This window comes from Marinobacter sp. V34, from assembly GCF_055524115.1.
This window is the reverse complement of record NZ_JBUPZY010000007.1, coordinates 1-20415: the sequence shown is the minus strand read 5'-3', so window position 1 is coordinate 20415 and position 20415 is coordinate 1. Positions and strand designations below refer to the sequence as shown.

Sequence of the window (20415 nt, the reverse complement as noted above, 5' to 3'; positions counted from 1 at the left end):
TCCTACAGGTACCGGCCCACAAGCTCATGTATCCATCGGGATGGCGAGCGTTAACTTTCGGTCGGTATCTGTCACAATTGTCTATACTTATCAGAGTATAAAGGCAATGACGCCTGCAGTTCCCGAACCAAAAACGCAGTGGGGCGCCTCTCATGCAGCCTGCAGTATCAGTTGTCGTTCTTTACAGGGTTGTCGCTGTGTTGTTGGTGTTCTTCGGAACCATCAGTCACGCGGCTGCGTCACCATCGACGATAAAAATCTGTTATGAACCCTGGGACCCCTACATCTTTAAGGATCATCAGGGAGAGATGCGCGGCATCGCTGTGGAACTGATGAATGCGGCGCTCAATGATCTGGGGCTGATCGCTACCTACGAGGAATTGCCATTCAAACGCTGCGTATCGGAGGTTCGGTCAGGCGCGTCAGACGTTGCCATGCCTTTGACGGAAGGGCGCAATTATCTTCTGCACTCACAAACAGTATTCGCTCACTGGACATTGGCTGCGATCGTACCTGAGAGCATCTCCATTGAGGAGCCGGTGACGCTTGAGAAGCTGGATGACCTTAGCGTGCTGGTAATCAGCGGGTATGTTTACCCTGACAATATCATGCGCTGGGCAGAGACCCATCAGGATATTACCGAGATCACCTACTCCGCTGATGGTGAGGGAATGGTGCCTTTCCGCATGCTCGAATTCGGGCGGGCCGATGTGTTCATCGAGGACAACTTCTGGAGTGCCAATCTAATCCAGAATCATGATCTGGCGCTTCGCATTTTGGAACCAACACTAGGTTCCGCGGTCAGTGTTGCCGGTTTTCGTAATGAACTTGCCAGCCTGCGCGATGACATTGACCGTGTCCTCGATTCAAAAGGGCAGGGATTCAGAGACGCGCTGTTCAAGAAGCACACCGGTTATGCAGAGTCGTTTTTTTCCGGTCAATACGTCGATCCATTTTAATGTTCCAGTTGGCAATCAGTTGAGTAGGTAACATGCAGAGCCTGGACTGTCGGGTAGTGGAGCACGCAATCGAATGGCTAGGGGCTGGCCAGGCGATTTGGTTGTGCACGGTGTTGTCCACCTTCGGCTCATCGCCCAGGGAGCCGGGCTCAATGATGGTAGCCACCTCTGATGGGAATCATGTGGGCTCGCTCTCGGGTGGTTGTGTTGAGGAAGACTTTCTCGAGCGCGTTGCGGCAGGAGAGTATGAACAACCTGCCGTTATTGTCCGTTATGGCGCCCCCGGCAACAGCCTTGGAAGCCCCCGTATTCGCTTGCCTTGCGGCGGTATTCTCGACGTACTTGTGGAACGAATGGTCGCCACCCCCCAAAACCAGGATCACCTGGAGCAGGTTCGGGAGGCCCTGTCGGGCAAAAGGGAACTCGCTCGACATATCAGATTGACGAACGCAATGCGTTGGCTGTCTGATGCTGAGCCAACAGGGCCGCGAGTGCTGTGGAATGAAACCCAAGAGACGGTTACGGTTCATGTCGGCCCCGTTGCGAAGCTTATTCTCGCCGGCTATTCAACGGTATCTGAAGCCTGTGCACAGTTTGCTTTGAGCCTTGGATATCAGGTAGTGCTGTGTGATCCGCGGGAAGAGGTCACTAATGGCATCAATATGCCACCGGGCGTCGAGTTCCTGCCCCAGTTGCCATCGCTGTATATTGCTTCGCCCGGTGCTTGTACACCCTCCACCGCTGTAGTCGCCGCAACCCACGACCCCCGCATCGATGACCTCGCCATGATGGCCGCTGTAAAAACCTCGGCAAGCTACATTGGCGTGATGGGGTCTGTTCGTACCTCCGAGGCCCGATCCGAACGCCTTTTCCGGACGGGCGGATTGTCACCAGCGGAGATCGAACGGATTCACATGCCGATTGGTCTCAACCTTGGCAGCAAAACCCCGTCGGAAATTGCGCTGGCCATTATGGCAGACATTGTTCGGGTCAGACGGGGTTGTGAAATCAGAGATTTATGAGTTAGGTGGCTAGCCTTTCACGCCTTACGGATCGACTGTAATGCCCGAGCCCATTTCTCCAACTCCTCGAGCATCGCCGTCCCGGAACCTTCGTGGTGCTCACTTGCCTTGAACGTCTTATTGTCATCCACAAGATTCCAGGGCATCTGAACCATCACGCCCTCCATCATCGGCATCATCTTCAATGTTGTTACCAGCTGTTTTGCGAGTTGCGCCGAGCGCAGGCCTCCGGATACGCCACCGTAGCTCACAAACCCGCATGGCTTGTAGTTCCACTCGGTGTATACGTAATCCAGCGCGTTTGTAAAGGAGGGAGGGGGGCAATAGTTGTACTCGGGAATAACGTAGACGTACGCATCAGCTGCATCGACGCTTTTTGACCACGCCTTGGTATGATCATGTTCATATTTCTGTAGACGCGGATGGTTTGGTTCGTTGTAGACAGGCAGCTGGAAGTCGGCCAAGTCGATGAGCTCAGACTCAAATCGCCCGTCGGCATTGGCGAACTCGTTGAACCATTTAGCGATCGATGGCCCAACCCTTCCGGGGCGGGTGCTGCAGATGATTGTTTGAAGTTTCAGTGCCATAGTCAATTCCCTCAGTGTCATGTTATCTGGTGTCGAAACTCACGCGAAGGAGCTGTCCTCTCCGGGCTTTAACCCCCACTCACCTCCGTACTCCGTCGGCTAACGAAATAGCCAGTTTGCAACGAGTCGAACCACTCGAGGCATGATCAGATAGACCACCAGTGCGACGATAGCAGCTGCCACCAAACCATGTCGCACACCCCATAACGCCAGCACTGGAAGTTGATCAAAAATTGGCTGGAAAACGACTGGTACGATCAGAGTGAGTGGCCAAATAACCGCTGTTGTAATGAGCCATTGCTTCCAGCGAGTGGGCTGTTTGGCTTTTGACGTGGGTGGGGTGAACCAGTAATCGATGCCAGTCCGAATCTCCACGTGTTCATCGGACGCCAGCGCCGGAACGATGTCGGATACCAGCTCCCGCCGAACATCAGAGTTCAGCCAAGTGTCGGCTTCGTCTGAGTGGGAAAAGCGCACCGCGATTTCAAAGGTGTCATGCCCTTCGGGCGGTCGTACCACATGAACGCCTTGGTGCCCGGAAAACTGAGCAGCGGCGGCAATGATTTGCCTGAGCCAGGTTTCATAGCGGTCGCGGTGGCCGGGTTTCACGGTGTGCCGGATTATGATGGATCGACCAGAGTCATAGTGGATGCTTGGGGCGGCCTCTGCCTCTTGTTCGTTCATAGTGTGCTTCCCAATCCATGATTGTTTGGGGGCGACGTCCTGTCTGCCCCCAGAAGCAGTGCCTGCTCTTTGCCTACGCTAGAGAGCACCGAATTTTCCTGATTGAAAGTCGAGCATGGCCTGTTTGATTTCCCCCTCTGTATTCATCACAAAGGGTCCATAACCCACGACTGGCTCATCAATGGGCTCGCCACTCAACACGAGCAACCGAGCGTCATTGTTGGACTCGAGCACAATCTCTTGTCCCTCGCGGTCCAGGCTTGCGAGCTCAGCGTCACGCAGAATATCTGTCTCATTGATTTGCACCGAACCGTTCAGCACCGCCACCAAGGTGGTGTAGCCTTCGGGTACCGGCAAATTCACACGGGCACCAGGCTCCAGCCTAAGATCCCACACGTTGATTGGCGTGAACGTACTGGCAGGTCCCTTATGTCCAAGATACTCGCCAGCAATGACACGCAGCGCTCCACCACCACCTTCCAGGGACACACGAGGGATATCCTTATTGAGCAACGTCTGGTAAGCCGCTGGTGTGTCCTTCGCCGATGCCGGCAGGTTGACCCAGAGCTGCACCATGTCCAGCAAACCGCCTTGCTCTGTGAATTGCTGTGAATGGAACTCCTCATGCACGATACCTGCGCCAGCGGTCATCCACTGGACATCTCCCTCACCAATGAGTCCACCTGCACCCGAGGTATCCCGGTGTTCCAGTTCACCGCTGTAGACCACTGTAACGGTCTCAAAGCCTCGATGAGGATGTTGGCCAACCCCCCGTGGGCGTTGAGCCGGGGGGAATTCCGAAGGCCCCGCGTAATCCAGGAGCAGAAACGGCGATATATTGGATGCGCCCATCCGATCATAGGAAAACAGCGAACGAACCGGAAAGCCATCACCCACCCAATGACCACGAGGGGGACCGTACGTTGTCAGAATCTTTTTCACATTGGCCTCCTATGGGTCTATCGACCCGATGTTATTACTGCGTCAACGTGACGATAAAACAACGCACGGGTGTCGAATAGATAGCAATATGCCTACTTAGCGTTCTATTGATGCAACGATATTTTCGGCGAGATACTCACGGAAAAGACGAGTACCCCGCCTTTGAGTTACTGCTTTTCAGGCAATGTGTTGTAGCTGGTAATCAGGTTACGGTAGTCGGGGATGTGATTGGAGAATAGAGCTCCCAGCCCCTCAATGTCGTTGCGCCAATCACGGTGCAGCTCACAAGCCAGCCCAAACCAGGTCATCAGCTGAGCACCGGCCTGTGACATCCGGTCCCAGGCGGAGTGTCGGGTCAGTTCGTTGAACGTACCAGACGCGTCAGTTACCACGAACACGTCATAGCCTTCTGCCAGAGCAGAGAGCGCCGGAAAGGCGACACACACCTCGGTCACAACCCCAGCGATGATCAGTTGCTTTTTACCGGTATCCTTTACGGCCTTTACAAAATCCTCATTGTCCCAGGCGTTAATTTGTCCCGGGCGTGCAATATAGGGGGCATTGGGAAATTGCTCTTTCAGTTCCGGAACCAATGGCCCGTTGGGACCGGTCTCAAAGCTGGTTGTCAGAATCGTCGGAAGCCCAAAGTATTGGGCCAGGTCACCCATAGCCAACACATTATTCTTGAACTTGTCCGGGTCGATATCACGGACCAGGGAGAGCAGGCCGGTCTGGTGATCCACCATCAGTACCGCAGCGTCGTTTTTGTCGAGTCGAACATAGGGTTTGCTCATAACCTTCTCCTTTCTCGGTGGGAACGGCGCATAGCACCGTCGTCGTTACCCATTCTCCCCGTTATGACCTGAGAAGAAGGGAATAGATTTAACGATAGTGCAGGTGGGGTGGCCTGAGTAGGCACTAATTCTTATACTCAGGGTTCTATATATAGGACGAGTGGATATGCAGGATCTGAACGATCTTTTTTACTTCGTTAAAGTGGTGGAGCACGGCGGATTTGCGCCGGCGGGCAGGGCGCTTGGATTACCCAAATCCAAGCTGAGCCGTCGAGTTTCTGAGCTCGAGAGCCGACTTGATACCCGGCTGATCAATCGTTCGCCCCGCGTCTTTACCGTCACGGAGTTGGGGAAAGAGTATTATCGTCACTGCGTGGCAATGCTGATTGAGGCGGAGGCCGCGCAGGAAGTCATCGATCATTCCCATTCCGAGCCGGTGGGGTCCATCCGTGTGAGCTGCCCGCCGGGGATCATCTACTTTCTGGTGGCCCCGCTAATTGTCCGGTTTATGCAGCAGTACCCGAAAGTAAACGTTGAGATGGAGGCCACGAGCCGGCGGGTCGACGTCGTCAGGGAAGGATTCGATGTCGCCTTGCGAGTGAGATACCCGCCGCTCGAAGACAGTGACTTAACGATGAAGGTGTTATCCAAAAGCCCCCAGTGCTTGATGGCAGCGCCGGAGGTTGTTTCGCAGTACCCAAAACCAATAACACCCGATGACTTATTGAAACTTCCCAGTATCGATTTTGAACAATGGGATGGGCAACATGTGTGGTGCCTGGATGGGCCAGCTGGTGCGTCCGTAAAAATCCATCACCAGCCACGCCTCGTTACCGACGATGTCTTTACGTTGCTTAAGGCCGCTGTGGGTGGTTTAGGTGTGGTGAAAATGCCGCTCATCGTCGGTGGGCAGGATCTGATTGCCGGGAACCTCGTCAGCATTTTACCGGACTGGCGACCTCGCGGTGGTATCTTCCACGCCGTGTTTCCCTCGCGCCGAGGGCTGCTCCCGGCAGTGCGAGTATTTCTGGACTTCCTGGCGGACTCACTTGAGGAGGTCGATTTCAGGTTGCCGGATGACGACCATAGAAAGCGCTAAATCCGTCTAACGATAATTCTCAGGTATTCATGAGGCTTGCGGAGCAAACCCAAGCGCCAGGCTGTTGTGAATCTGACGTTGCCTTTCTTCGGTTATCTGTCCCGTGAGTAGGTCGCCTTATTAAGCCCGAGAACAGCCAGCGTACATACGGCACCGGAGAGTAGGTACAGCGTCACCGAGGTCACTCCGAACTGCGCCGAAAGGCCCAACGCAACCAGTGGTGCAAATGCCGCACCGAGCAACCACGACATGTCCGATGTCAGCGCAGCGCCGGTGTATCGGAAACGCGCCTCGAAGTTGGCTGTGACCGCTCCGGAAGCCTGGCCATAGGACAGTCCAAGCAGAACAAAGCCGATAATGATAAACAGGTTCTCGCCCAGTTCGCCGCCTCCCAGTAGGGCCGGTATGAACAGGCTGAAAACAGCAATCAGCGCTGCAAGGCAGCCGAGCATGGTGCGCCGACCAATAAGGTCAGCCAGCACACCTGAAAGAATAACGCCTGCGATTGCAAAGCCCGCACCAATGATCTCGATGACTAGAATGTCTGCGATGGTCCTGTCGGAATAGAGGCTCAGCCAAGACAGCGGGAAAACGGTGATCAGGTGGAATAACGCATAGCTGGCCAGTGTTGCCAGGGCTCCGATCAGCACGACCCGACCCTGATGGCTTATCAGTTTTCCCACTCTGGATGGCTGCAACTCTCTTTCATCAAGCAGCTGGGCGTAGTCGTCAGTGGCGACCAGCCTCAGGCGGGCAAACAGGGCAACCACGTTGATGGCGAAGGCTACAAAAAACGGATACCGCCACGCCCACTCAAAGAAATCCTTTTCCGAAACGCTGGACACCATATAGGCAAACAAACTCGCCGCAACAATGAAGCCGACTGGAGTGCCCAATTGGCCGATCATTGCGTACCATCCCTTTCTGTTGGGAGGGGCATTCAGTGCCAGCAACGAAGACAGCCCGTCCCACGAGCCCCCGAGAGCCACGCCCTGGCCCAGCCGGAACAGCGCTAACAACACGATGGCGTAGAAACCGATGTCGTCATAAGTAGGCAAAAACGCAATGCCGGCGGTGGTGGTGCCGAGAGCAAACAATGCTACCGTCAACTTGGCTTCGCGCCCGAATCGTTCCTGCAATCTCATAAAAATAACGGTGCCAAATGGCCGGGCAACGAACGCCAGTGAAAAAATCACGAAAGAATACAGGGTGCCAACCAGTTGGGTCTCAAATGGGAAGAACAAAGCAGGGAACACCAGCACTGACGCGATGGCGTATACGAAGAAGTCGAAATACTCTGAGGCCCGACCGATGGCTACACCCACGGCAATTTCACCGGGTGTGATCGGTGCCTGATGACCTGTTGTATCGGCAGGCCGGGCCTGGCTGTGAGTAGTCGTCATGGTCGTCGAGCCTCAAAACAGAACGTATCAGGCGTCAGTGTAAGACGATTTCAGCGAATAAGGTACTGGACAACATGTCCAATCGCGATCAAGATTTCCAGTCTCCATAATAGGCAATCCCAAATCTCGACAACGGATTTTCTAGCATGTTTTTGCCACGAGTTCGACACGGATTAACACTTCTTCCGCTGGCCTCGCTCGGTGGGTGTGACATGGTCGTAATGAATCCTTCGGGGGACATTGCCGCTCAGCAGGCCGACCTGATCATCGTCTCTACGCTGCTGATGCTTATCGTGATTGTGCCAGTGATCTTCCTGACGTTTTTCTTCGCCTGGCGCTATCGGAAGAACAACGAAACCGCGGCCTATGACCCTGAGTGGGACCATTCCACCAAGCTTGAACTGGTGATCTGGGGCGTGCCGCTACTGATCATCATCGCGCTGGGTTTGGTTACCTGGATCAGCACCCACAAGCTGGATCCCTATCGACCACTCGACCGGATTGACGCCGATCAGCCGCTGGAAGCGGACCATGAACCATTATTGATTCAGGTGGTATCGCTCGACTGGAAGTGGCTGTTCATCTATCCCGAGCAGGGTGTGGCGTCAATCAACGAGCTGGTAACGCCCGTGGATGTACCCATCCGTTTTCACATCACGTCTTCGTTCACTATGAACTCGTTTTACATTCCAGCGTTGGCGGGCCAGATCTACTCCATGGGCGGCATGCAAACCACTCTGAACGCGGTCATTAATGAGCCAGGTGTCTACGAAGGCTTTTCAGCCAACTACAGCGGTGCCGGATTCTCAGATATGCGTTTCAAGTACCACGGCGTGTCGGACGACGAATTTCAGGCTTGGGTAGATGAGGTAAAACAACAAGGCAGCACCCTGGACCGACCGGAATATCTGCAGCTGGCTAAACCCAGCTCCGCCGAACCGGTCAGCTACTACAGCACGGTGGCACCGGATCTCTACCACGCGATCCTGAACCGGTGCGTTGTCGAGGGGAAAATGTGCATGGACCAGATGATCACTCCCTGATCAACCCCTGATCACCCCAACTGATTCAAGAGACTGAGAATGCAGGATAAAACAGATCTGACAAGTTTGATCTTCGGTCGGCTTTCATTGGAGTCGATCCCTTATCACGAGCCCATTCTGGTCGTGACCTTTATCGTCGCCGCACTGGCTGGCCTGGCGTTGGCAGGTTTCGTTACCTACAAAAAGTTCTGGGGCCCTTTGTGGCGTGATTGGATTACCAGTATCGATCACAAGAAAATTGGCATCATGTATATCATCCTGGCCTTCGTTATGCTCTTGAGGGGATTCAGCGATGCCATGATGATGCGCCTGCAGCAGGCCATGGCCTTCGGTGGCTCTGAAGGCTACCTGCCGCCTGAGCATTACGACCAGCTGTTTACGGTTCACGGCGTGATCATGATCTTCTTCGTTGCCATGCCATTAATTGTCGGCATTATGAACTACGTCGTGCCGCTGCAACTGGGCACTCGGGATGTCGCCTTTCCGTTCCTGAACAACTTCAGTTTCTGGATGACCGCCGCCGGCGCAGGCCTGACCATGGTTTCGCTGTTTATCGGCGAGTATGGCAAAACCGGCTGGCTGGCCTTTCCACCGCTCTCCGGCATAGAGGGCAGCCCCGGTGTCGGGGTCGATTACTACATATGGTCGTTACAGATCGCCGGGGTAGGAACCCTTTTATCGGGGATCAATTTCACTGTGACGATCATCAAGAATCGTGCGCCGGGCATGACGCTGATGAAAATGCCCATCTTTACCTGGACAGCGCTGTGCACAAACATTCTTATTGTTGCCGCTTTTCCGATCCTGACCGTGGTGCTGGCCATGCTGTCCATGGACCGGATGTTGGGCACCCATTTCTTTACCAACGATATGGGCGGCAACATGATGATGTATGTCAACCTGATCTGGATCTGGGGCCATCCGGAGGTCTACATCCTGATTCTGCCTGCCTTTGGCGTATTTTCTGAAGTAGTGGCTACGTTCAGTGGCAAACGCCTGTTCGGCTATACGTCCATGGTTTACGCCACCATTGTCATCACTTTGTTGTCTTATCTGGTGTGGTTACACCATTTCTTCACCATGGGGGCAGGTGCCAGTGTGAATTCCTTCTTCGGGATTACCACGATGATCATTTCCATACCCACCGGTGCCAAGCTGTTTAACTGGCTGTTCACCATGTACCGCGGCCGCATTCGCTTCGAACTGCCAATGATGTGGACAGTATCGTTCATGGTGACCTTCACCATCGGCGGTATGACCGGTGTTCTTCTGGCGGTGCCACCGGCCGACTTTGTCCTCCATAACAGCCTGTTCCTGGTTGCCCACTTCCATAACGTCATCATTGGTGGCGTGCTGTTCGGTATGTTCGCTGCGATTAACTACTGGTATCCGAAAGCGTTCGGCTACAAGCTGGATGAATACTGGGGTAAGTGGTCGTTTTGGCTCTGGAATGTGGGCTTTTACGCGGCGTTCATGCCGCTCTACGTGCTGGGCCTGATGGGGGTCACCCGGCGAATGAACCACTTTGATGATCCCTCGCTGCAGATCTGGTTTGTCATTGCGGCCGTTGGCGCTTTGCTTATCTTTGGCGGCATCATCGCTTCGATTATCCAGTTTGTGGTCAGCTATCGCCGCCGCGACCAGCTCCGGGATTTGACCGGCGATATCTGGAACGGCCGCACACTGGAGTGGTCAACGTCATCACCACCCCCACAGTACAATTTTGCGTTTACCCCGGTTGTCTATGACAACGATGCCTGGACTGACATGAAGAAGCACGGGTTTGAGCGCCCTCGAGACGGTTTCCTGCCCATCCATATGCCGAAAAACACGGCGTCCGGCTTCGTACTGGCCATGCTCAGCGCCGTGTGCGGTTTCGGGCTGGTTTGGCACATGTGGCCACTAGTAGGGGTCTCGTTTGTCGCTTTGATAGCTGGCGTTATCATTCACACCTTCAATTACAACCGTGATTACCATATTCCGGCCGAAGACGTTACCCGGACTGAAGAGGAACGGTCACAACTACTGGATAGGTACGCCTGATATGACAACGAACGCGACCGATGCCAATTCGATGCTGCCAAGTTCGAACTTCTACGTGCGAGAACACCATCCCGAGTCAGGCACGCTGCTGGGCTTCTGGCTCTATCTTATGAGTGACTGCCTGCTGTTTGCGGGCCTGTTTGCGACCTATGCCGTGCTGGGCAACAGCTATGCAGGCGGCCCGACCGGGGCCGATATCTTCGATCTGCCCCTGGTCGCTGTGAACACCGGCTTTTTGCTGATTTCGTCCATCACTTACGGCTTTGCGATGCTGCAGATGCAGCTCAAGCGGGTCAAAGGCACGCTCTTCTGGCTGGCGATCACCGGCCTGCTTGGCGCGGCCTTTATCGGCCTGGAACTCTATGAGTTTGCGCACCTCATTCACGAGGGGTACGGGCCTCAGCGCAGCGGTTTCCTGACCGCGTTTTTCTCACTGGTGGGAACCCATGGCCTGCACGTTAGCTTCGGCATCCTCTGGTTGATTGTTCTCATGGTTCAGGTCAAGCGTTATGGCCTTACGACAGAGAACGGCCGACGCCTGATGTGCCTCTCGATGTTCTGGCACTTTCTCGATGTGGTCTGGATCGGCGTCTTCACCTTCGTCTATCTGATGGGAGTTCTGTAATGAGTGAGCATAACGCGCATGCCGACCACGGCAGCCTCAAGAGCTACATGACGGGCTTTGTGCTTTCGGTGATCCTGACGGCAATCCCGTTCTGGCTGGTTATGGCCAACGTTATTGAAAGCGCGGGCCTTACCGCATTGATCATACTGGCCTTTGCAGCGGTGCAGATTTTCGTGCACATGATTTACTTTCTCCACATGAGCCCGAAGTCAGAGGGCGGCTGGAACCTGCTGGCGCTGATTTTCACGCTGATATTGGTGTTTATTGCCCTGGCAGGCTCCATCTGGGTTATGTACAACCTGAATATCAACATGATGCCCGGCATGATGTCCGGTGCCTGATCCTGATGGAAGACACCACACGGCAGCCTCGTTCAATAACCTTTGTGGTTGTCTGGGCGCTGATTGCATTCCTGGCCTTTAGCGGGTTTATGACGTTGGGCGTCTGGCAGGTGCAACGGCTGGACTGGAAGCAGAAGCTCATTGAGCGAGTCACCCAGCGGGTTGAAGCGCCTGCATCGTCTGTTCCCGGCCCGAATGCCTGGCCCGCAATCAATGCGCAGGACCATGCCTATCGGCATGTGCAGGTAACGGGGCGGCTTCTATACAAAAAGACCACCCCGGTACAGACGTCGACCGAACTGGGACAGGGCTTCTGGCTGATGACGCCGTTGCTGCAGGCCGATGGTAACCTGGTGATGATCAATCGGGGTTTCGTGACGGAGCTGACCGACGATAATACCGCAGGGCAGTCGGAAAACCAGCCGGTTACCGTGACCGGCCTGCTGAGGCTCAGCCAGCCCGGGGGTGGCGTGTTGAGGGACAATGATCCGGCCAACAGCCGATGGTATTCCCGTGACGTACAGGCGATTGCCAACGCCAGAGAATTGCCTCCCGCCCGGGTTGCACCCTACTTTATCGACGCAGACGCCCAAGGAAAGCCACGGGCACCTCACTCCCTGAAACAAGTCTATCGTGAACCCGTTGGCGGTCTCACGGTGGTTTCATTCTACAATCACCATCTGCAATACGCTCTTACCTGGTTTACACTGGCCCTGATGGTCGCGGCTGGCGCGTTCTGGTTTGCCCGCGAAGAGCTGCTGGTGCGCAGGCACCATCAACACGCCTGAGATCAACCTAATCCGAACCTGAGAGGGGCCAACTTGATAGCACAATGGCATCGGGCGATCAGCATCGCCGGTCGCCACAAAAACATGCAGTTGCTGATTCAACTGCGCTGGATCGCCGTAGTAGGGCAGATAACCACCATTGGCGTAGTCAGCCTGTATTTTGGTTACCGGCTGCCACTGACTCCAATGCTTCTGGTCATTGCTCTGCTGGCTTTGTTTAATGTCGTCAGCTCCTGGCGTTCGCGGTGGCGGCACTCGGTTACCAACAGGGCCCTGTTCCTGGCCTTGTTGGTGGATGTCACCGGCTTGACCGCGCTGTTGTATCTGAGCGGCGGCGTCACCAACCCATTCGCTTTTTTGTTCTTGCTGCAGGTTATTCTTAGCGCAGTGCTGCTGGAAGTATGGGCAACATGGATCATCGTTGGACTGACCAGCACCAGCCTTGCCGTAATGGCGTTCTACTACGTGCCACTGGCACCTCCGACCAGCGGCCCCGTTATGTTTTCGGGGCCTTACCTTGAAGGCCTGCTGATCAGCTTTACTCTGAACGCCATTCTGCTGGCCTACGTTATTACGCGCATCATCGGCAACCTTCGTTCCGGTGACGCACAGTTGGCAGACTTGAAACAGCGGGCTGTTGAAGAAGAACATATAGTCAGGATGGGGTTATTGGCCTCGGGAGCCGCACACGAGCTGGGCACCCCGCTGGCGACTCTTTCGGTTATTCTCGGTGACTGGCGACGAATGCCGGAGCTGGCCGGACAAACCGAGATGCAGGACGAAATCGCGGAAATGCAGGCCCAACTGCAGCGTTGTAAAAGCATCGTCAGCGGAATTCTACTATCCGCAGGCGAAACCCGCGGCGAGTCATCCGCAAAAACCACTCTTGATGACTTTTTACGGGACCTGATGGACGAGTGGCAGGAGATACGATCAATTGAGACGTTCCACTATCACAATCGTATCACCCAGAACTGTTCAGTTATTTTCGATACCGCCCTGAAACAGATGATATGGAACGTATTGGATAATGCTCTGGAAGCATCTCCAGAGTGGGTCAGGGTGGACGCCCGGCGGGATGCGGAGTTGTTGCAGTTGGAGGTTTCGGACCAGGGGCCGGGCTTCCCGTCAGCGATGCTGTCCGAATTCGGCAAACCCTACCAATCGAGTAAGGGTAGGCCCGGCGGTGGCCTGGGACTTTTCCTCAGCGTTAACGTCGCTCGCAGACTAGGCGGCACAGTGACGGCGTATAATAGGCCCGAAGGCGGCGCCAGTGTTACGCTGACGCTGCCACTGGTGGCAATAGCCTCGCCATAAAAGACCCGATGCAGGACTTTTCAGAAAGGACGGAATACAGATGTCGGCAACGCGTTTGCTGTTGATCATAGAGGATGACGAGGCACTTGCCCGTACTTTGACTCGCTCCTTCAGGCGACGGGATTATCAGGTTGTAGTTGCCTCAACCCATGACGAGGCGGCTGCGCTATTGGAGACCTGCTCACCTGGGTATGCGGTAGTCGATTTGAAGCTAAAGGGAAGCTCGTCAGGGCTGGAGTGTGTGCAGTTGCTCCACAAACACGACTCTGAGATGTTGATTGTGGTGCTGACAGGCTTTGCCAGTATCAATACTGCGGTCGAAGCGGTCAAGCTCGGTGCCTGTCACTATCTGGCCAAACCCTCAGACACCGATGATATAGAAGCGGCCTTTGAACACGTGGCGGGCAGTACCAGCCTGAAAGTGACCAACCGCGCCACCTCCATCAAGACGATGGAATGGGAGAAGATCCACCAGGTGCTGGCGGAAACGGATTTCAACATCTCCGAAACCGCTCGCCGGCTCGGTATGCATCGACGCACTCTGGCCCGTAAACTGGAAAAGAGACCGGTCAAATAACCTTCGACCATAGGGAACAATAAAATGAAGCGAACACAGTTTCTGCAGGATTTGATCAAGCAGCTCTCACCAACGCTTGACTCGACTACCTACGTCTATTGCACTGTGGCTCACGCAAAGTATGGCGAGCTGGAAAAGCTCAAACCCATTGTGAGTATTGCCGAGCTGGAAGGTCTTACACTGGTCATCCCTCTGGAGCAGGCCAAAGCCGAGGGCCTGGACTACTACAGAGTCTTCCGGCGTATCACGCTGAAAGGCCACTCCAGCCTGGAAGCCCTGGGGCTCACATCCGTTGTAACGAGCTTGCTGGCAGAACGTGGGATTACCACCAATGTCATCGCCGGCTTTTATCACGATCACATGTTCGTGCCCAGCGATCGAACCGACGAGGCTATGGAAGCATTGAAGGAGCTTGCCAACCAACCCAACGACTAACGGCAGGACGGAGAGGGGGGGGGGAGTTCACGAAACTATTTGTGTGGCGATTGTTCAGGGCCTTGGATGATGATTCATCCAAGGCCCTTTTCGTTTAAGCTGCCTTCAGGCGGTTTCATAGAGCGAGCAGGGCTTCCCCTTGCTCGTTTTTTTTGTTTCATTTTTGAAGCGATCTAGATCATTTTCGGAGTTCAACATGTCTCAAAACATCTACGACAACCAAGCCTTTTTCGACGGTTATGCCCAACTGCCACGCTCTCAGTTCGGATTGGAGGCCGCCCCCGAGTGGACGTCTATTCAGGCCATGCTCCCGGATCTGCCCGGGAAACGGGTCATTGATCTCGGTTGTGGGTACGGTTGGTTCTGCCGCCATGCGCGAGAGGCAGGAGCTGAAGAGGTACTTGGTGTCGACTTATCTGAAAAAATGCTGGCACGGGCACGGGAACTCACCGATGACAAAAGCATCATCTACCAACGAGGTGATCTTGGACAGCTCGCACTGCCGAGCCAAGCAATCGATTTGGTATACAGCCAGTTGGCTCTGCATTACCTGCCCGACCTCGCTCCGTTATTTGCCGCTGTCTATCAGGCGCTGCAACCTGGCGGCTGGTTGGTCTTCTCGACCGAGCACCCAATCTACACCTGTCCGGTACGTCAGGGCTGGCTTACCGATGATGAAGGTCAGCGGTCGTGGGCGGTCAACAACTATCAAAATGAAGGTAAGCGCGTCAGCAACTGGCTGGCTGACGGGGTAGTAAAATACCACCGGACCTTAGGCACCACATTGAACGCGCTGATGGCTGCTGGTTTTTCTATTCGACATGTCAATGAATGGGGGCCAACTGCGGAACAGATCGACGCAAACCCAACGCTGGCCGAAGAGAGGGAGCGTCCCATGATGGTGTTGGTTTCTGCGCAACGATAAGACCATTCAAACGCCGAATATGAATTGTGAGGTTCTCGCTGTCCAATTCCAGCAGACCTGGCGATAACAGTTCAATGTACTCCCTGAATCTGTAATTAGACGTCTGTTATGGTATATGGGGAGAGCACTGTTGCCCATAATCGAACCAACGCATTAGGAGCCCCTATGCTAAAGCGACGTCACCGGGAAACACCCACAACTGTCGCGACCCTCGACGATCTCGCAACGTTGGCAGACTATTCGTTCATCGAAACTCTCAACTGCGACCCTGAGGGGCATGCAAACGGAGCCGACCACGCGCCGCGACAGGTCTTCTCGGGCCACTATGTTCCAGTCAAACCCACGCCAATTGAAAACCCCGAATACGTCGCACACGGGGAAAGCCTGTTTCGCGAATTGGGTTTCGCCGACAGTATGGCGCAGTCAGACGACTTCCTCCGCATGTTCTCCGGCGACTTATCGCGGGTTCCGGAGCCAATGCGCAAAGTCGGGTGGGCGTGTGGTTACGCTCTTTCTATCTACGGCACCGAGTTCTACCAGCAATGCCCGTTTCAAACCGGCAATGGATACGGTGACGGTCGCGCTATGTCGGTGCTTGAGGCCGTCATCAACGGCCAGCGCTGGGAAATGCAGCTGAAAGGGGGAGGGCGCACACCCTATTGCCGCGGCGCGGATGGCCGAGCAGTTCTGCGGTCCAGTGTCCGGGAGTTCCTGGCACAGGAGCACATGCACGCGCTCGGTGTGCCCACGTCACGGTCCCTGAGTCTTTACGTATCGAAAACCGAGAAAGTCAGGCGGCCCTGGTATTCGGAGGGCTCGCGCTTAATAGATCCGGATGTGCTTGTATCCGAGCCAGTAGCCATCTCTACGCGTGTTGCACCGTCGTTCATTCGGGTAGGGCAACTCGAGCTTTTTAGTCGTCGTGCACGCAAACAGGAACACCCGCAGGCGATGGAAGAGCTTGAGAAGATCGTCTTGCACCTGATTGATCGTGAGTATGGTGACGTGATCGACCAGAGGTTGGCCACATCCGAAAAAGTGGTGTTGCTTGCACGCGAGTACCTCAGTCGGTTCACATCCCTTGTGGCTGACTGGATACGCGTCGGCTACTGCCAGGGTAACTTTAATAGTGACAACTGTGCGGCCGGCGGGTTCACACTCGACTATGGTCCATTCGGATTCTGTGACGCTTTTGACCCGCAGTACCAGCCATGGACGGGTGGCGGAAATCACTTCGCGTTTCTTAATCAACCCGCGGCAGCCGAGAGAAATTTTCAGATGTTTTGTTCAGCGCTACGGCCATTGCTGACTGAAAATCCCGACTATCTGCAGCAACTCGACGGAATTCAACATGACTTTCCAAAAGTGATGCGAGCGCAACTGGAGAAGATGTGGGCTTCCAAACTTGGACTTGCCACTTTTAATGGGGCTTTGGTGAGCGAACTCCTATCCTTGATGGCCAAAACCCCTGTTGATTACACGATTTTCTTTCGCGAACTCTCAACGGTGCCCGACGACATTGGTCCACTCAAGAAGAGCTTCTACAGAGGCTCGACGTATAATGCAGACCCCGAAGGGATGGACAAACTCTGGTCAGAGTGGCTCACAAAATGGAAAGCGCTCATTGAACCTTGCTCTCGTGAAGAGCTTTCTCGTCAGATGAAGCGCGTTAATCCAAAATACAGTCTGCGGGATTGGCTCGTTGTGCCTGCGTTTCAGCAAGCAGCTGAAGGGAGCTACTCGCTGCTGCATGAGCTTCAGGAAGTCATGACGCAGCCATACGCCGAGCAATCGAAAGACGTGGAAGAGAAATATTACAGGCTGAAGCCGCCGGAGCTCTTTGGGGTTGGTGGATCGTCACACTATAGCTGCTCGTCGTGATTATCCAACATCACCGGAGCCTGCGCGATAGAGGACGATTTCCTTTATCTCCTTGATGGCACCTCGACCGCCGGCGTAAAGGCTTTCGACCCTACCAGCGGTGTCGATGTCCAGTCGCACAGTGATTACGGCAGGAGAGGGCGGTGACATCCAGCGACCCTGCTCAATGCTGAATTCTTGGTTGCCGATGGCACAGCGCTCACGAAGGAAACAGGCAAGTGGGCCTGCCGCCATGCCGGTTGCAGACTCTTCTCGTATCCCGTATCGGGGTGCGAACATTCGAGTTCCGGCATCTCGTCCATGACCAACACCATCAAAGGAAAAAACATAAAACCCGATTAGATTGAGAGCCTCACTCAGTTCCTCGATCAAAGCAAAGTCTGGCTGAAGACCTTTGATCGTTTCGGCTTCGCGAATACCGACCAAGACAAAGCTATTACCTGTGTTCACGATGGCCGGTTCGGCATCCTCAATCAGATCTGATGGGGTAACACCTAGTGCCTGAAGGGTCGATTGAAGATCAGACTCAGTGAGTGGCTCATAATGAGGAGCTCTTTGCTCCTTATAGGCGAAGTCACCTTCCATGTTGATTGACCTACACCCGTCAATCGTCTCTTTCGATAATTGGTCGTTTGTCAGTAGGCCGCTTTGCCGCAGATAGCTGAACGTTGCGATCGTCGCGTGCCCACAATGAGCGATCTGCTGGGTTGGCGTAAAGAATTCCAGTTTTATATCCGCTGAATCTGACGGAGAAACAAAAGCTGTCTCGGACAAGCCAACAGCTGCTGCAATCTGCTGTTTCTCGTCAGCACTGAATCGCTCTGCGTTCAAGACAACACCCGCTGGGTTTCCACCGGAATCACCGTCAACAAAGGCACTTACGATTGGAACTTCAATTTTCATATTAACATTCCTTCAGTTTTTCAAGAATGAATCCATTCTTTCAATCGGCGATCCGGGTAACAAACGAATAAAGTTACTCTATACTTAAGTACACATTAACTATGAAAGAGTGCGGACAGTGCAGAAACTCCCACCGCTAAGAGCGTTACAGGCATTTCGGTACGCCGCCAGAGAACTGAGTTTTAAGGCAGCTGCGGAAGCTCTTAACATTTCGCAAGCGGCCGTGAGTACCCATATTCGTGGCTTGGAGGATTTTCTAGGATTGAAACTCTTTGTTCGTTTGACGCGTGAGGTGAAACTGACGAAGGAAGGCAGGGCGCTTTCAGGCTATGTTGAGACAGGCTTTCAAGAGCTCGAAAGAGGCATTGCGCTGTTTGCACCGAACTCTGATCCGGGCCGCCTCACGGTGGCAACCATGCCATCCTTTGCCAGTCGCTGGCTCGTACCCAGAATCGACTCCTTCCAGGAAAAGTATCCGGAGATCAAGTTAAGCCTGCAGCCAAACCTGCAACTGGTGGATTTTCAAGGTGATGGTGTTGATCTCGCCATCCGTTTTGGTAATGGCGATTATCCTGGTCTGGAGTGCCGGCCATTGCTTAAAGAAAAGCTTTTACCAGTGTGTCATGGGAGACTTATGAATATCGAATCTGTCACACCGGAAATTCTTGCTGGGCTGCCTTGGCTTATCGACGAATCTATCGATATGGAAAGCTCGTGGAAGGCGTTCCAGGAAGAACTCGGTATAGAAATTCCAGACAGTTCAATAATGCTTCGAGTAACAGAAGGAGCGACGCTCATTGAAGCAGTGCTCGCCGGCAGAGGAATTGCATTGGTGAGATATAGCCTGGTGGAGGATCTTCTTAGATCAGAGGTGCTTCAGTGCCCAATCGATATTTCGGTACCGGCGGAATACCAGTATTACCTGGTTGCACCCGGGGCAAAATTCCGCACCGATAAGGTTCGCGCCTTTGTTTCCTGGATTACAGGAGAGGCATCTGCGAATAGCTTAAATAACGACAGAAAGATGGACGACCACAAAAAATACTAAATTTCTGCAACGAAATATCAGTAGTTTACCCAACACAATCCACACAAAGTGCTAAACAAACTTAAAGCAAACTCGAGAATAGGGCGCTCATTCCTTTTTCCACACAAATTGCTAAATTCGTCGTCCGACTCGGAGTTAGGAATAGTCTCGCTGGAGCGGAAAGATTGGAGGCAAACAACAAGCCTTGTTAGCAGGGGACGCAATTAAACAAAAGCGAGCGTTCGCGCTGCACGTATTTCATTCCAAATTTGCTCCCACCCCGATCTAATCTTCATCGGTTTCAGCCGCCGGATCACGGCACTCGACCTAGTTTCTAATACTCCCTGAAAATCACTTGACTCCTACGACCAGCAAACAAGCTAAGCAAGACTTTATTTAGTAAGCCTAAGCCCTTGGCGCGCCCTGTGGGGCGGGCTAATCCGGGTTCGCTGTTCACTCATCCCGCGTTGCGGGACAGGCCCTGTATCCGTCGCGCTTCCGACCTCCGGCCGGTATAGGATCCCCGCTGATCGCGGAGCTCCGAAGTCGGATCAACAGACGCTTCGCGACTGTTTAAAAGATCGTCCGGAAGCAAGTGGCACCAATATGGGTTGAAAGAATCCCGCTCACTCAGTCGGAAAGTTTGCACTAACGGTGACTTTTAGTTGATTAGCAAAAGTCAATTGCTGCCCGAACAAGATGAGACTGGGTTTGCAATTCTGCTTCGCCCCGGCCGATCGAGTTTGAGTTAACTCTTTTTAATTCGATAGGGTGAGTAAAAATTGAATGGAATGAGAATATGGACATGCGGTTCTTCCTAACCTCCCTTCTTGTAACAACGCTGTTTACCCCCACCGCTTTTGCGTTTCAGGCTCCTGACGAAAACGTGAGGTCGGCGATTTTCAACCCAGTTGTCCAAATGACCGCGTTTAAGCGGCCAGTTTATTGCGCTCAACTTCCTGCAACTTGCCAGGGTTTAGCGCTACCGGTCCGGTGACATCCCAGTTTCGGGTGCCTCCG

General features: G+C 53.9%; 20 protein-coding genes. 14 read left to right on the top strand and 6 right to left on the bottom strand.

Going from position 1 to position 20415, the window contains the following annotated elements; translation table 11 throughout:
- Positions 1-152: 152 nt before the first annotated feature.
- Both AC0B60_RS12555 and AC0B60_RS12550 read left to right on the top strand, forming a co-directional pair.
- Positions 153-959 carry a substrate-binding periplasmic protein gene (locus tag AC0B60_RS12555; RefSeq protein ID WP_465086163.1) on the top strand — a complete coding sequence of 269 codons (807 nt, stop codon included), beginning with the start codon at positions 153-155 and terminating at the stop codon, positions 957-959.
- A gap of 32 nt (positions 960-991) precedes the next feature.
- On the top strand, positions 992-1981 hold the full coding sequence (locus AC0B60_RS12550) for an XdhC family protein (RefSeq protein WP_465086162.1): 990 nt from the start codon (positions 992-994) through the stop codon (positions 1979-1981).
- A 17-nt stretch (positions 1982-1998) separates the two neighbouring features.
- Here the strand turns inward: AC0B60_RS12550 and AC0B60_RS12545 are convergent, their stop codons facing one another.
- The 4 genes from AC0B60_RS12545 to ycaC form a co-directional block, all read right to left on the bottom strand.
- On the bottom strand, positions 1999-2568 hold the full coding sequence (locus tag AC0B60_RS12545) for an NADPH-dependent FMN reductase (protein WP_465086161.1): 570 nt from the start codon (positions 2566-2568) through the stop codon (positions 1999-2001).
- 99 nt (positions 2569-2667) lie between these two features.
- Positions 2668-3252 (bottom strand): antibiotic biosynthesis monooxygenase, encoded by a 585-nt coding sequence (locus AC0B60_RS12540; protein WP_465086160.1) that lies wholly within the window; start codon positions 3250-3252, stop codon positions 2668-2670.
- 78 nt (positions 3253-3330) lie between these two features.
- Positions 3331-4194 carry a pirin family protein gene (locus tag AC0B60_RS12535; protein ID WP_465086159.1) on the bottom strand — a complete coding sequence of 288 codons (864 nt, stop codon included), beginning with the start codon at positions 4192-4194 and terminating at the stop codon, positions 3331-3333.
- A gap of 167 nt (positions 4195-4361) precedes the next feature.
- Entirely contained in the window at positions 4362-4988 is a 627-nt protein-coding gene (ycaC, locus tag AC0B60_RS12530; protein ID WP_465086158.1) for an isochorismate family cysteine hydrolase YcaC, read from the bottom strand.
- A 166-nt stretch (positions 4989-5154) separates the two neighbouring features.
- Here ycaC and AC0B60_RS12525 point away from each other — a divergent pair, with 166 nt between their 5' ends.
- Positions 5155-6087, top strand: a complete 933-nt coding sequence (locus tag AC0B60_RS12525) for a LysR substrate-binding domain-containing protein (protein WP_465086157.1) — start codon at positions 5155-5157, stop codon at positions 6085-6087.
- A gap of 92 nt (positions 6088-6179) precedes the next feature.
- Here AC0B60_RS12525 and AC0B60_RS12520 read toward each other — a convergent pair whose 3' ends face one another.
- On the bottom strand, positions 6180-7490 hold the full coding sequence (locus AC0B60_RS12520; protein ID WP_465086156.1) for an MFS transporter: 1311 nt from the start codon (positions 7488-7490) through the stop codon (positions 6180-6182).
- Positions 7491-7636: 146 nt separating this feature from the next.
- Between AC0B60_RS12520 and cyoA the strand changes: the two genes are divergently transcribed.
- The 10 genes from cyoA to AC0B60_RS12470 all read left to right on the top strand — a co-directional run bounded on the left by cyoA (position 7637) and on the right by AC0B60_RS12470 (position 17465).
- Positions 7637-8533: a ubiquinol oxidase subunit II gene (gene cyoA / locus AC0B60_RS12515; protein ID WP_465086155.1), complete on the top strand. Its 897-nt coding sequence runs from the start codon at positions 7637-7639 to the stop codon at positions 8531-8533.
- Between the two features lie 69 nt (positions 8534-8602).
- Positions 8603-10576 carry a cytochrome o ubiquinol oxidase subunit I gene (gene cyoB / locus AC0B60_RS12510; protein WP_465086365.1) on the top strand — a complete coding sequence of 658 codons (1974 nt, stop codon included), beginning with the start codon at positions 8603-8605 and terminating at the stop codon, positions 10574-10576.
- A gap of 1 nt (position 10577) precedes the next feature.
- Positions 10578-11201: a cytochrome o ubiquinol oxidase subunit III gene (gene cyoC / locus AC0B60_RS12505; protein ID WP_465086154.1), complete on the top strand. Its 624-nt coding sequence runs from the start codon at positions 10578-10580 to the stop codon at positions 11199-11201.
- Positions 11201-11542 (top strand): cytochrome o ubiquinol oxidase subunit IV, encoded by a 342-nt coding sequence (gene cyoD, locus AC0B60_RS12500; RefSeq protein ID WP_465086153.1) that lies wholly within the window; start codon positions 11201-11203, stop codon positions 11540-11542. Before cyoC ends, cyoD begins: the two co-directional genes overlap by 1 nt.
- Before the next feature lie 5 nt (positions 11543-11547).
- Entirely contained in the window at positions 11548-12330 is a 783-nt protein-coding gene (locus AC0B60_RS12495; RefSeq protein WP_465086152.1) for an SURF1 family protein, read from the top strand.
- 33 nt (positions 12331-12363) lie between these two features.
- On the top strand, positions 12364-13647 hold the full coding sequence (locus tag AC0B60_RS12490) for an ATP-binding protein (RefSeq protein ID WP_465086151.1): 1284 nt from the start codon (positions 12364-12366) through the stop codon (positions 13645-13647).
- Positions 13648-13687: 40 nt separating this feature from the next.
- Positions 13688-14224 carry a response regulator transcription factor gene (locus AC0B60_RS12485; protein WP_465086150.1) on the top strand — a complete coding sequence of 179 codons (537 nt, stop codon included), beginning with the start codon at positions 13688-13690 and terminating at the stop codon, positions 14222-14224.
- Positions 14225-14248: 24 nt separating this feature from the next.
- Positions 14249-14659, top strand: a complete 411-nt coding sequence (locus AC0B60_RS12480; protein WP_465086149.1) for an ACT domain-containing protein — start codon at positions 14249-14251, stop codon at positions 14657-14659.
- Positions 14660-14855: 196 nt separating this feature from the next.
- Positions 14856-15584: a class I SAM-dependent methyltransferase gene (locus tag AC0B60_RS12475; protein WP_465086148.1), complete on the top strand. Its 729-nt coding sequence runs from the start codon at positions 14856-14858 to the stop codon at positions 15582-15584.
- A gap of 165 nt (positions 15585-15749) precedes the next feature.
- Positions 15750-17465: a protein adenylyltransferase SelO gene (locus AC0B60_RS12470; protein WP_465086147.1), complete on the top strand. Its 1716-nt coding sequence runs from the start codon at positions 15750-15752 to the stop codon at positions 17463-17465.
- Here AC0B60_RS12470 and AC0B60_RS12465 read toward each other — a convergent pair whose 3' ends face one another.
- The gene (locus tag AC0B60_RS12465) at positions 17466-18368 is read right to left on the bottom strand and encodes a PhzF family phenazine biosynthesis protein (RefSeq protein WP_465086146.1); all 903 of its coding nucleotides are present in this window, start codon (positions 18366-18368) and stop codon (positions 17466-17468) included.
- 109 nt (positions 18369-18477) lie between these two features.
- Between AC0B60_RS12465 and AC0B60_RS12460 the strand changes: the two genes are divergently transcribed.
- Positions 18478-19416 carry a LysR substrate-binding domain-containing protein gene (locus AC0B60_RS12460; protein WP_465086145.1) on the top strand — a complete coding sequence of 313 codons (939 nt, stop codon included), beginning with the start codon at positions 18478-18480 and terminating at the stop codon, positions 19414-19416.
- Positions 19417-20415 lie beyond the last annotated feature (999 nt).